The 12841-nt window shown below is 58.3% G+C and carries 8 protein-coding genes and 1 pseudogene; 3 read left to right on the top strand and 6 right to left on the bottom strand.

What is annotated here, in order from left to right; translation table 11 throughout:
* The coding region (locus K0F85_RS26285) for a tetratricopeptide repeat-containing response regulator (RefSeq protein WP_219118797.1) at positions 1 to 1595 on the bottom strand (1595 nt) is incomplete at its 3' end.
* Between the two features lie 348 nt (positions 1596 to 1943).
* Between K0F85_RS26285 and K0F85_RS26280 the strand changes: the two genes are divergently transcribed.
* Both K0F85_RS26280 and purL read left to right on the top strand, forming a co-directional pair.
* Positions 1944 to 3008, top strand: a complete 1065-nt coding sequence (locus K0F85_RS26280; RefSeq protein WP_219118796.1) for a diguanylate cyclase — start codon at positions 1944 to 1946, stop codon at positions 3006 to 3008.
* A 193-nt stretch (positions 3009 to 3201) separates the two neighbouring features.
* Positions 3202 to 7239 (top strand): phosphoribosylformylglycinamidine synthase, encoded by a 4038-nt coding sequence (purL, locus tag K0F85_RS26275; RefSeq protein WP_219118795.1) that lies wholly within the window; start codon positions 3202 to 3204, stop codon positions 7237 to 7239.
* Positions 7240 to 7361: 122 nt separating this feature from the next.
* On the opposite strand, the gene K0F85_RS26270 is transcribed toward purL, so the two are convergent.
* A complete protein-coding gene (locus tag K0F85_RS26270; RefSeq protein WP_219118794.1) occupies positions 7362 to 9068 on the bottom strand; it encodes an RNA-directed DNA polymerase in 1707 nt (568 codons plus the stop codon).
* 9 nt (positions 9069 to 9077) lie between these two features.
* A pseudogene (locus K0F85_RS26265) lies at positions 9078 to 9899 on the bottom strand (lipid II flippase Amj family protein).
* 248 nt (positions 9900 to 10147) lie between these two features.
* On the opposite strand from K0F85_RS26265, the gene K0F85_RS26260 reads away from it, so the two are divergent.
* Entirely contained in the window at positions 10148 to 10603 is a 456-nt protein-coding gene (locus K0F85_RS26260) for a tellurite resistance TerB family protein (RefSeq protein WP_219118793.1), read from the top strand.
* 31 nt (positions 10604 to 10634) lie between these two features.
* Here K0F85_RS26260 and K0F85_RS26255 read toward each other — a convergent pair whose 3' ends face one another.
* From K0F85_RS26255 to K0F85_RS26245, 3 genes are read right to left on the bottom strand one after another with little or no spacing between them, the layout of a single operon-like run.
* Positions 10635 to 11144, bottom strand: a complete 510-nt coding sequence (locus K0F85_RS26255) for a hypothetical protein (protein WP_219118792.1) — start codon at positions 11142 to 11144, stop codon at positions 10635 to 10637.
* 48 nt (positions 11145 to 11192) lie between these two features.
* Complete coding sequence (locus tag K0F85_RS26250) at positions 11193 to 11663, bottom strand: hypothetical protein (RefSeq protein ID WP_219118791.1); 471 nt, start codon at positions 11661 to 11663, stop codon at positions 11193 to 11195.
* On the bottom strand, positions 11660 to 12805 hold the full coding sequence (locus K0F85_RS26245; RefSeq protein WP_219118790.1) for a helix-turn-helix transcriptional regulator: 1146 nt from the start codon (positions 12803 to 12805) through the stop codon (positions 11660 to 11662). The genes K0F85_RS26250 and K0F85_RS26245 overlap by 4 nt, the downstream gene beginning before the upstream one ends.
* Between the last annotated feature and the right edge of the window lie 36 nt (positions 12806 to 12841).

Genomic DNA, 12841 nt, shown 5'->3' with positions numbered 1-12841 from the left:
GCCGCATACTGCTGCTTGAGCGACTCCAGCTGCGGATGCTTGGGATCGATCTTGCGGATCACCTGCATCTGGTGCTGCGCCTGTTCGGCCAGCGGGGCTTCCCAGCCCAGCATATTGAGCTGGCGCAAGATGGCCTCGACGGAGGCGAACAGCACGGGCAAGTTGCCCGGGGTCTTGCGCAGGGCCTGGCGCAGCACGAAGACGGCGCCCTTGAGTTCCCCGCTTTCCGACTTGCTGGCCGCATCCTGCATCAATTCCTGTATCTGGTTGGTGATTTGCTGGCCCATGCCTTGCGCCAGGTCATGGCGACCGGCTTTTTCAAACACGTCCACGGCCGCTTCCATCGTCACTTCGCTGTCTGCTTCGTTGACGAGTTTCATCATGACGTCAGAGGCGGCTTGTTCCAGATTGTTTTTCAGGCAGCTTTGCACGAGGCCCACCTTCAACTGCGTCGACAGGCCACGCGCCGTGTCCAGCGCGGCAGCGGCCAGTTGCAGTTCGTTGGCGACGGCGATGTCGTTGCCCGACAATTCATGCAGCATGGCGGCAGAGATGGCGCGACATGCTTCCACGTTGGCGCCGCCCCGCAGGGAGCGTTCCATGTCGCGCAGCACGCCGCTGGCTTGCGGCGCATCGCCCTTCTTGACCAGCGTTTTGACCAGGTTGACGTGATCTTCCGGGTCGCGGAATTCTGAGTACTTTGCTTTCGTCACCACCTGCTTGTAGGCCCGTTCTGCGGCGCCGATGTCGCCCGTGTCAAACGCGATGCCGCCCAGGTGGCGCAAGCGGCGCACCATGTGCGGCGAGATGGCCACCGCGTCTTCGAGGATTTTTTTGGCCTGCAACTGCTGGCCCATGGCTTCATGGTTTTGTGCCAGCAAGTCGTAAGAAGCCATGAAGCGGGGATAGGTTTCCACCAGTTCCAGCAGCGTCTCTTGCGCATCTTCATGGCGCTGCTGCTCGAACAGGGTGCGCGCCAGTCCCAGGTGGGCCCAGGCCATGGGCCGCGTGGCCAGCATATCGGCGTACAGCTGTTCCGCTTCCTTCCATTCGCCGAGGGTAAGGTGCAGCTCGGCGCGCAGGCGGGTGAAATCGGCCGCCAGGCGCGGGTGCTGCAGTTCGGCCGCGCGGCAGCTTTTCACGGCTTCGCGCAAGTCGCCCTTGTCGATCAGCTGATAGGTGGGCAGGAAGATGGCGCGCCGCTCGATGGCACGCGCGATGCGTCCGCTCAGCACATCGACGGTGAACGGCTTCAAAATGTAGTCGGACGGGGTCAGTTCGGCCGCGCTGATCACCTTGCTGTGGATGGCTTCGGAGGTCAGCATGATGAAGATCGTCCACAGGCCGATCAGCTTGTGATGGCGCAAGTCTTCCAACAATTGCTGGCCATCCTGGCCGTCCGTGCCACTACCAAGATCGTATTCGCACAGGATGATGTCGAATGGCTTCTTCGTCAGCAAGCGAATGGCCGTGCCGGAATTGACGGCATATTCCACCTTGGTGATGGCCGCCTGGTTCAGCATATTGTGCAGATTGCCCCGCATGCTGGGGTTGGGGTCGACGATCAGGACAGATAAGTCGCTAGTTTCTGGCATTGTTCAGCTCTCGTTCATCTGTACGGTCATTGCGGGAACTCTTCTTATCGGTATCTGCCATGCAGTATTATTTTTTATCAGCATACTGCAAAGCCGCCCGACACTGCCAGCAAATTGCATGCAATCGGGTGTGCCGCGCGAGGCCGGGCATGCCGGGCGCCATCCGGCGTTGTATTTCATGACACGGGGAGCGTTGCGCCGCTGCGTGGCGTGTTTTTCCGGCCATACATTGACTACCGTGATAGTATTCTAAAAATGCAACAGTTGTTGCATGCCGAGCCATGTTGCGGAAAAGCATACGCATGGCTTTACCGGCCGCTTTCTCCCTCTCTGGTGTCGATACCCTTCATGCGCGTAACTGATCTGTCTACTTTGCGGCGCGTTGCCGTTCCCCTCGCGTTTGGCGGCAACAGCGAACAGCAGCATACCTATTTTGCGGAATTGCACCGTGTCGGCCTGGTCACGCAATTGCTGGGCATCATCGCGTACAGCCTGACCTGGCTGCTGATGCCCGAGCCCTACCATCCGAACCTGACGCACGCCGTGCTGGCGCTGCTGGGCATGCTGGCCAGCGTGCTGGTGCGCTACCGCTGCACCACCTTGCGCGTGCTGACCATTTCCGGCGCCTGTGCCGTGCTGGCCCTGACGTTTGGACTGCGCACCATGGCCGACGCCGTGCAACACGCCAGCTTCTGGGTCTTGCCCGTGGGCGTCTTCATGACCCTGGCCATCGCCTCCATCTTCAATGGCGGCATCAGTTACCTGGCCGTGGTGGCCGGTGTCTGGTGGAACGTGGGCCACGGCCTGTATCCCGTCAATGCGGGATTGCCCGACCAGTCCTGGGTGCCGTTGATGATCGCCGTCAGCGTGCTGTTCGGACTGGCGCTGAATGTCAGCTTCAGCTTACTTCGTTTGCGTAACTATCACTCCAAAGTGGAATTGACGCGGCTCGCTTTCCAGGATGGCCTGACTGGTTTGAACAACCGCCGCATGTTCACGCAGCGCGCCCAGCAGATGCATGGTTCAGCCCATGGCGGCATGTTGCATTTCCTGATGATTGATATCGACGATTTCAAGATCATCAACGACCAGCAGGGCCACGATGCGGGCGACGAGGTGTTGGTGCGAACGGCCTCCATCATCGCCGAAAAGGCGCAAGGCCATCTGTGCGGACGCCTTGGCGGCGAGGAATTCGGCGTCGTCTATGCGGGCAGCCGCGCGGATGCGGGTGACTTTGCCGCTGCCCTGGTCGCCGCCGTCAGCCAGGCTTTCCATGCCGCGCAGTTCGTGTCGATCAGCGTCGGCGTGGCCGAACTGGACCGGGGCAAGGAGCTGGGCCACAGCTACCGGCTTGCCGACGAGGCGCTGTACCTGGCCAAGCGCCAGGGCAAGAATCGCTATGTGATCGCCTGACGCCTGGCTGAGGGTGTTGTTGTCGTGTCAAAAATGGCCGCTTTGCGGGGCAAAAGGGCGGCAAAGCCCCAAGTTCCGGTCATAAGGCAGGGGTAAAACGGGTATAATGCGCGCAAAGGAAATTTGCCGTACGAAAGATATTGTCATACCTACCTTTAACCCGCAGCCACGCTGCATCAACCACCTTCCAATCATGTTGATACTGCCGGGTTCCAATGCCCTGTCCGTTTTCCGTAGCCACCGTCTGTTAAGCCAACTGCAAGCCGTCTCGCCTGCGATCGTCGCCGTACAAGCACGGTATGTCCATTTCATCGATGCCAGCGCGCCTCTCACCGACGACGACAGCACGCGCCTTGGCGCCTTGCTGACATACGGCGAGCCGGCCCACGCTGACAATACGGAAGGCGCTGCCGAAGAATTCTTCGTCATCCCCCGTTTCGGCACGATCTCGCCGTGGGCCTCGAAAGCCACCGACATCGCGCATAACTGCGGCATGGCGCACATCAAGCGCGTCGAACGCGGCATCGCTTTCCGCATCAACCTGAAATCGGGCATCCTGGGCAGCGCCATTGGCGCCGGCAAATTGTCGTACGAGCAGGTGCAGGCCGTGGCCGACCTGCTGCACGACCGCATGACGGAATCCGTGCTGCGCAGCGCAGACGACGCCAAGGACCTGTTCCGCACGCTCGAAGCGCGCCCGCTCGAATCGATCGACTTGCTGGGGCAGGGCAAGCGCGCACTGGAAACGGCGAACACGGAACTGGGCCTGGCGATGTCGGAAGACGAAATCGACTACCTGGACGCCGCCTTCACCAAGGCCGGCCGCAATCCGACGGACGTGGAACTGATGATGTTCGCGCAGGCAAACAGCGAGCATTGCCGCCACAAGATCTTCAACGCCGACTGGACCATCGACGGCGTGGCGCAGACCAAGTCGCTGTTCGGCATGATCAAGAACACGCACGAACTGCAGCCGAAGGGCACCGTCGTCGCCTACAGCGACAATTCCTCGATCATGGAAGGCGCGACGGTCTCGCGCTTCTACCCGCGCGGCGCCAGCCACGAATATGCGGCAACCACGGAACTGACGCACACCCTGATGAAGGTGGAAACGCATAACCACCCGACGGCCATTTCCCCATTCCCCGGCGCCTCCACGGGCGCGGGCGGCGAGATCCGCGACGAAGGCGCAACGGGCCGCGGCGCCAAGCCGAAGGCTGGCCTGACCGGTTTCACCGTGTCGAATTTGTCGCTGCCGGACGCCGTACGCAGCTGGGAAACGGCCGCTTCCGTGACGGCGCCGCTGGCTGGCCGTACTGACGCCGATCAATACGGCAAACCGGAGCGCATCGCTTCGCCGCTGCAAATCATGCTCGAAGGCCCGCTGGGCGGCGCCGCGTTCTCGAACGAATTCGGCCGTCCTGTATTGGGCGGCTACTTCCGCACGTATGAACAGAACGTCGGCGCAGACAAAGACGCCGTATTTGGCTATCACAAGCCGATCATGATCGCTGGCGGCATCGGCAATATCTCGGCGCAGCACACGCACAAGAACGATATCCCCGTTGGCAGCCTGCTGGTGCAGCTGGGTGGCCCGGGCATGCGTATCGGCATGGGCGGCAGCGCCGCCTCGTCGATGACCACCGGCAGCAACACGGCCGACCTGGACTTCGATTCCGTCCAGCGCGGCAATCCGGAAATGGAACGCCGCGCCCAGGAAGTCATCAACGCCTGCTGGCAAATGGGTGCAGACAATCCGATCATTTCCATCCACGACGTGGGTGCGGGCGGCTTGTCGAACGCGTTCCCGGAAATCACCAACGACGCCAAGCGCGGCGCGATTTTCGACCTGCGCAAGGTACCGCTGGAAGAATCGGGCATGGCGCCGAAGGAAATCTGGAGCAATGAGTCGCAGGAACGTTACGTCCTCGCCATCGCGCCGGAAAGCCTGCCCCTGTTCAAAGCCATGTGCGAACGCGAACGCTGTTTGTTCGCCGCCGTGGGCGTGGCCACCGAAGAGCGTCAACTGAAACTGATCGACCCGGAACTGGGTAATGAGCCGGTCGATATGCCGATGGACGTCTTGCTGGGCAAGCCGCCGAAAATGCAGCGCGACGTGGTCCACGTGGCCAACGATTTCCCTGCCATCGATCTGACGGGCATGGACTTGAAGGACGTAGCGCAAAAAGTGCTGCTGCTGCCGACCGTGGCCGACAAATCCTTCCTCATCACCATCGGCGACCGCAGCGTGGGCGGCATGACCGTGCGCGACCAGATGGTAGGACCATGGCAAGTGCCGGTGGCCGATTGCGCCGTCACCACCATGAGCTTTGAAGGCTACCTGGGTGAAGCGATGGCCATGGGCGAACGCACGCCGCTGGCCGTCATCGACGCCGCCGCCTCGGGCCGCATGGCCGTGGGCGAAGCCGTCACCAACATCGCCGCCGCAGCCATTAGCGACATTTCCGACATCAAGCTGTCCGCCAACTGGATGGCCGCCTGCGGCCAGCCTGGCCAGGACGCAGCCCTGTACGACACGGTCAAAGCCGTCGGCATGGACCTGTGCCCGGCGCTGGGCATCAGCATCCCCGTCGGCAAGGATTCGCTGTCGATGCGCACGACGTGGAAAGACGAGAGCACGGGCGCGGCGAAATCGGTCACGTCGCCAGTGTCGCTGATTGTATCCTCGTTCGCGCCAGTCACGGACGTGCGCAAGTCGCTCACGCCGCAGCTGAAAACGGACAAGGGCGACACGTCCTTGATCTTGATCGACCTGGGCCGCGGCAAGAACCGCTTGGGCGCCTCGGCGCTGGCGCAAGTCATGGGCCAATTGGGCAATGAAACGCCGGACGTGGACAGCGCGGAAGACTTGAAAGGCTTCTTCGCCGCCATCCAGAAATTGAACAGCGACGACAAGCTGCTGGCCTACCATGACCGTTCGGACGGCGGCCTGTACGCCACCCTGACGGAAATGGCCTTCGCCGGCCACACGGGCATGTCCGTCAACCTGGACATGCTGACCATGGAAGGCGAGCACTCCAGCGACTGGGGGGACGCCAAGAACTGGACCGGCCAGGTAGCGGAACGCCGCAACGAACTGACCCTGCGCGCCTTGTTCAGCGAAGAGCTGGGCGCCGTCATCCAGGTGCGCGCGGAAGAAAAATCGCTCGTCATGGACGTGCTGCGCACCTTCAATCTGGGCGCCTGCAGCCATATCATCGGCAAATTGAACGACCGCGACGTGATCGAATTCACGCGCGACGCCAAGCTGATTTACACCCAGCCGCGCGCGGAGCTGCATCGCCTGTGGAGCGAAACGAGCTGGCGCATCGCCCGCCTGCGCGATAATCCTGCCTGCGCCGACGCCGAATACGACCGCCTGCTGGACGTGCAAGACCCGGGCATGTCGCCTATCGTCACCTTCGACCAGAACGAGAACGTCGCTGCGCCGTTCATTGCCACCGGCGTGCGTCCGCGTGTCGCCATCCTGCGCGAGCAGGGCGTCAACTCGCACATCGAAACGGCGTACGTGATGCACCAGGCAGGCTTCACCGCTGTCGACGTGCACATGAGCGACCTGATTGCCGGCCGCGTCAAGCTGGACGACTTCCAGGGCGTCATCGCCGTGGGCGGCTTCTCCTACGGCGACGTGCTGGGCGCAGGCGAAGGCTGGGCGAAAACGATTTTGTTCAACGCCAGCCTGGCGGAACAGTTCGCGCGCTTCTTCAACCGCACGGACAGTTTTGGTCTGGGTATCTGCAACGGCTGCCAGATGATGAGCAATCTGAAATCCATCATCCCCGGCGCCCACGCCTGGCCCAAGTTCACGCGCAACAAGTCGGAGAAATTCGAAGGCCGCTTTGCCATGGTCGAAGTGATGGACTCCCCATCGATCTTCTTCAACGGCATGGCCGGCACGCAAGCCGGCATCGCCATCGCCCACGGCGAAGGCTACGCCGACTTCTCGCAAACGGGCGACATCACCCAGGTCAGCAAAGCCATGCGCTTCGTCGACAACAAGGGTGCCGCCACCGAAGCTTACCCGTACAACCCGAACGGCTCGCCGGAAGGCATCACTTCCGTCACCACGCCAGACGGCCGCTTCACGGTACTGATGCCGCACGCGGAGCGCGTGTTCCGCTCGGTGCAGCAGTCGTACCACCCTGAAGCATGGGGCGAGGATTCGCCGTGGATGCGCATGTTCAGGAATGCACGGAAGTTTGTGGGTTAATTCAGAGTTGTTTGCGGCGCGGCGTCGTGGTTCAGGACGCTGCTGCTGGGGTAGGAATGAGAAAGCCGCTGTCGGGAGACAGCGGCTTTTTTTTAGATGAAATTGGTGGCCGGGTGAGAATTTTATTCTGAGATTGTATTTTGTCTTTTCTGTGAAAAACAGTTTAAAATATTATTTAGAAAAATATCATCTTCTAGAGATAATATGTTTTTGAAGAAAGGACGCTTTTCACCGTCTGTAATATGGATATCAACCATTCTTGCTATTTGTCTTTTTTCCCATAAATCAGCACGAGAATAGTAGTCCCTGATTTCAAGAACTTCCCCTCTATTAACAAGTGGCTCTAGTTGTTCAAGTACAGCGCGACCAATATAGCTTCCTTCATTTCTGCGGAGTGATCTAAAGTATTCAAAAAGTATAGTTTTATTGGTAAATTTTCCTTGCCCAAAAAAACGAACTATATAAACTAAAATAAATTCAGAAGAATTCCATTCGACAAGCCATTTTTTGAGTTTTTCTGAAATTTCGAGAACGTCATTATCTGATATCTCAGTTTCATTTTTCTTTATCGCATCAAGAGTATACGGTAAGAATTGTGGAAATTTATTTAGTATCGATACTAGTTCGGTTAGTGTGGAAAAATTTTCTTTCGCTATGCTGGCTTTTATTAGCTGAATGAATTTTTTCGGCTCTATCATAACGGAACTTTTTATTTCTTCCAGTGACTTTTCGATATTGAAAAATCGGAGTTTTCTCTTTTCATTTTCTGTTAGTTTCCTAAATTTTGTCGGTATCAATCCAGAATATCCTCTAATTATTTTTGAGATATTTTTCTTGTCTTGATTTGTGTCCTCTTCTAAATTTGTTGGATTTATTGTTTCTGCTGAAAATGCGAGAAGTTTCATTTCTACTCTTGCAGGAGTCAAATCTACCTCGTGATTTATCTGTGACACGTCTTTTATTTCTGTCTTGCTTGTATTTATGAAAAAGCCCTCTTTGCTAAGCCGATCTACCAGCAATGATAACCAATGATGCGCAGTGGCAGCATTGCTGGCAAAAAAGCGATAGTCGTCAACAAAACGACAAAAATCAATTTTCTTTGAAATTAGGTAGTTATCAACCTCAATCAATGATGCTTCCGCTAGAATTCGACTGGCATTTGAGCCAACCGGTAATCCATAGGAATCTCTATTTGACCAAAAGAGCAATAGTTCATTTATTTGCGCTACTACCTTTTTATCCGTATTTGGTAGTGATGCTAATATTGATTCAAGGCGATGCAAGTTTAGTCGGTCATAGAAATTTGATATATCGCAAGAGACAACGACGTTTACTTCTTTATTTTTTGATTTTCTTGAAACGTGCTCTCTAAAAGACGTGTAATTGTAATTTTGATCAAACAATATTCCTTTTTCCGGATGAAACCTATAAGAGAAAATATACTTATTTTCCTTCTTTATTCTCATTGTCTCAATTTTTGGTGCTAATTGCAGGACTAAAGAAAGATACTTCATTTCATCTAATGGTTGAATGTGCGCGCATTTTCTGAAATCGAAAAGTTCTTTCTTTGGAAATAATATGTGGCTTATTGGCGATACTCTTAGGGATTTTATTGAATTCTGATTAAGGCAGTCTTTGATTGCTTGTGCTATTTTTATCTGAACGTCATCCTTAATCATTGAAAGTTCAAATGGGAGCGCAAAAACGTCCACATCGGTAAGGCCATCTTTTTTTACATTCTCTATTGCCAATGTAATGGCCGAATTTATGTCCATAATTAAACCTTTTTTGCTATTGCGCTTTATCTCTAATTTTGTTTGTGTTGTCACATGAGTCACTTACAACCCCTTCGCCACCCCCACAATCACCACCGCCGACGGCACCAGCAAAAACTGCGCAATCAGCGTTCCCGCCAATCTGCTTCCTACCAGCCACACCACTGCGCGCCGGAATTGCGATTCTTCGATCTTGCCTTCGATGACGTCATCCGTCATGCCCGACACCACGTGCCGATGAAGACGGCCATCATGATGGTGGCGCCGCCGTTGATGATCGATGAAAGCGTGCTGGAGGTGACGCGCACGCTGGGGTCCAGCACGCCGGCATACAGGGCCGCGGTGTAAGGTGGACAATGATGCGCCCACCGTCCACAGGGCTGTGGCGATGACGTTCATGGCCGTCATGGAGACGGAGACGCCGGATTTCTGGCGCAGGCCCGTGACGTTGGCTGGTCTGGGCAGGCTGGCGGAGGTCTTCAGGTAGGACAAGCCGCCCTTGAAGACGGCGTGCAGCAGCAGTTTGGGCACGGAGCGGTGCACCTGGAAGTGTTCGACGGCGCGGTAGAAGGCGCGCTGGAAGGTGGGGATCAGTATCGCGCCAATAATTGTGGCCAGGCTGGCGGAGAACAGCAGCCAGCGGAAGTCGAGCAGCAGGGTGCTGGCCGCAACATGCTGGTCTATGCCTGTTTCCACGCGCTTGGCGAGGAATGGGCCTAAAAACGAGTTCGAAGTGCGCGATAGCAGCATGAGGATGCTGAACAGGGCCAGCGACACGGCGATGCGTCGCGTGCGGATGCCGGCGATACGCACGGAGTAGGCGAGGGTGCCGATGATATGGATGATGAACGTCAGTGCGCAAATCAACAGCAATTGCTTATCCATCACAACCTTGCAGTAGAGAAAATATCATTCCATGCTGCCATGAAGTTACTTATTTTTCAACTGCAAAGAAGATAATTTTATGTGATTGGGGTTTTGTGGTTGTTTGTGTGGAGTTGACTGAATAGATAAATGCCGCCAGTGAGCGTATGGCGTGGTTTCATTGCTTGTATTTCAAGCTTGCACCCTCAAGTACCGCACATGGCGGTGTGTCTTGCCGCACTGATGAACGACCAACCCGGAGGTACGCCATGAGTTTCGATTCCTTTTTGTCCAAACTGAAGACCAAAGCCAGCGAACTGAAAACGGAAGCCTTGAAGTACAAGAACAAGGATTTCCTGAATGCTGCGATGGCGGGCTCGGCCTTGATCGCCATGGCGGACGGCAGTGTGAGTGCGGAAGAGAAGCAGAAGATGGTGAAGTTTATTGAAAGCAATGATGCGCTATCCGTGTTTAGCACCACGGACGTGATCAAGGCTTTCCAGGAATATGTCGGCCAGCTGGAGTTCGACAAGGATATCGGCGAAGCCAAGGCTTATCAGGCGCTGGGCAGGATGAAGTCGAATGTGGAGGCGTCGCGCTTGCTGGTGCGCATGATCATCGCCATCGCTTCGTCGGACGGCAATTTCGACGCCAACGAGCACCGCGTGGCCAGCAGGATTGCGCGCGAGCTGGGCTTGAATCCTGCGGAGTTCGAGCTGCAGTAACTGACTAGCCCGCCGCCCGCGTCAGGCAAGCTTAATCCTTGTCCCACCACGGCGGCGTGGCCGACGACCAGGGGCACTTCATTTTCACTTCGCTGATCCTGTAGCGGATCTCGATCACCTGGCCATGGTGAAACGGACCGCGTCTCCAGTCGCCGGAATGAAAGACGTAGGCTTTGCCCTTGATGCAGAGGTCGGTCGGATGGTTGCCGATGGGGCCGGTCGAGTGCAGGGTGACGCGTACTTCGCCGTTGGCGTCCAGCGGGGCATCGCCGCCCATGAAGAGTGCATCCGAGCCGACATCGCAGACACGGGTGCTGCCTATCTTGCTGCAGTGCTTGATATACGTTTCCTGGCGCGCCTGGGCCAGGTAATTATCATGCCGCATCGGCTTGCCGTCGTCATAGGTGAAGCGCAGGGTGACTTGCATGGGTTCGCTGGCCGGATGGCGCGTGGTGCTGGTGCAGGCGGCGCTGACCAGGGCCAGCAAGGGCCAGGCCAGCAGGCGCAGCAGGCGGGCTGGAATCTTTTCAATCTGGGACATGGTGCTCCATGGAGAATGGCTGCGGCGGCGTCGCGCCGGAGGCGGCGATCATAGCACGCAACTATTTTTCCCAGGAACGCGCCTGCAGGCCGCGATCGGCGGCGCCGCCATTCGTTCCAGCCGCATGCTGCCGTCGGCCACGCGCTGCGGCGGCACCATCATCACCAGTTCCCCGGTCACCGTGCCGTCGCTGCGGCGGTCGATGCGCACCTTGAGCTTGCGGTCGAGGGCGACAAATACGTTGGGCGCGGCGGCGACGATGCGGTGTTCCTCGCCGTCGCCCACCTTGGCGTACAGCAAGCCGCCGTGCTGGCGCAGGCGCAGGCGCAGGCCATTGGCCAAGGTGTATTCGCCCACATATGGCTGGAAGTCTTCGCGGCTGAGGTAGCGGGGCTGGGCGGGCGGCGCGATGCGCAGCGACAGTGCCGGCACTGCGACCGTGCGCTCCGGCGGCAGCACCTGGGCCGTGGCCAGGGCGCTGGCGACGATGACGATGATGGAAATCACAGTATTTTTCATGGTGAATACTCCGTTCTGGTGAATGGGCGGGCGCGCTGGTGGATCTTGGCGATCAGTTCGCCCTGGCGCGCCGTGCCGGTCTTGTCGTAGATGTGGTGCAGATGCGTCCTGACGGTATTGATGGAGACGCCCGTATTGGCGGCAATGCGGTCGATGGCGGCGCCTTGCGCCAGGGCTTGCGCGACCAGCGCTTCGGCCCGCGTCAGGTCAAACAGCTGCTGCAGCGCAGGGACGGCGATGGCCGGCGCCTGTGGGTCGCGCGCCAGCACCAGTGCGCACGGGCGCCGTCGGAACGGGCCTTGCGGCGGCTGGAAGGGCGCCACCGTCAGGCACAGTTCGGGCATACCCTGACGTGGCAAACGCAGGGCACTGGCCACGGGCGCGGCGACCCGCTTCCCCTGGCTGGAGCCGATGGCTTGCCGCACGGCTTGCTGCAGTTGCGGCAGTACGCACCAGCGGGGGCTGCCGCTGCCGGGACAATGCAGGCTGCGCTCCAGGCCGGGACCGAACAGGGCCAGCGCGCTGGCATTCGCGTAGAGCACGTCGAGCTGCGCGTCGAGCAGCAACACGGCCGTGTCGAGCGCGTCGAGCGCCGCGCGCGTGGTGCGCTCCTGCATGTCGCTCTGGGCCAGGCGGGCGCGGATGCTCAGGGCGCGCTGCAGGTGCGGCAGCAGGGATTGCAATTGCGCCTGCACCAGTGGGCTGTCCTCAAACGGCCCCTGCGCTTGCTGGCGGTGCACGCCCAGCAAGGCAGCTTCCCCGGGCGCCATGGGCAAGATCGCGCCGATGACGTGGTACAGGTCATGCGGGCGGCAAAAGTCGGCATAGAATTCTGTGCGCTCGAAGTCGCGCGGCCGGATGTGCTCCGCGCTGCCGTGCACCTGTCCCACGCCCAGCCGGTGCGCCAGTTTCGCCCAGATGTCGTGCTGCCAGTAATACGCTTCATACGCGCTGGTGCTCTCCTTGCCGAAGTGCCCCGAAGGATTGAGCAGCTGCGCGCCGCTGTCGCTTTGCAGGATCAGGCTGGTGTCGCTGGCGCCGCCGAACGCAGCGGCCAAATCGTGGCACAGCTGCGGCCACAGCGCGTCATCGAGCGCCGCGTCATACAGGCGGGCGATCAATGCTTCCTGCTGCGTTGTCATCGGCATGCTCATGGCGTCCGGCCGCTCGTGCCACGA

Origin of the sequence: Janthinobacterium sp. UMAB-56 (assembly GCF_900095265.1) — a bacterium.
GTDB lineage: Bacteria > Pseudomonadota > Gammaproteobacteria > Burkholderiales > Burkholderiaceae_D > Janthinobacterium.
This window is presented reverse-complemented; position numbering and strand designations above follow the sequence as displayed.

Excerpts from the sequence above, each read along its gene's own strand:
- K0F85_RS26250 (WP_219118791.1), bottom strand. The coding sequence starts at position 11,663 with ATGAAAAATACTGTGATTTCCATCATCGTCATCGTCGCCAGCGCCCTG.
- K0F85_RS26280 (WP_219118796.1), top strand. The coding sequence starts at position 1,944 with ATGCGCGTAACTGATCTGTCTACTTTGCGGCGCGTTGCCGTTCCCCTC.
- K0F85_RS26255 (WP_219118792.1), bottom strand. The coding sequence starts at position 11,144 with ATGTCCCAGATTGAAAAGATTCCAGCCCGCCTGCTGCGCCTGCTGGCC.
- K0F85_RS26260 (WP_219118793.1), top strand. The coding sequence starts at position 10,148 with ATGAGTTTCGATTCCTTTTTGTCCAAACTGAAGACCAAAGCCAGCGAA.
- purL (WP_219118795.1), top strand. The coding sequence starts at position 3,202 with ATGTTGATACTGCCGGGTTCCAATGCCCTGTCCGTTTTCCGTAGCCAC.
- K0F85_RS26245 (WP_219118790.1), bottom strand. The coding sequence starts at position 12,805 with ATGACAACGCAGCAGGAAGCATTGATCGCCCGCCTGTATGACGCGGCG.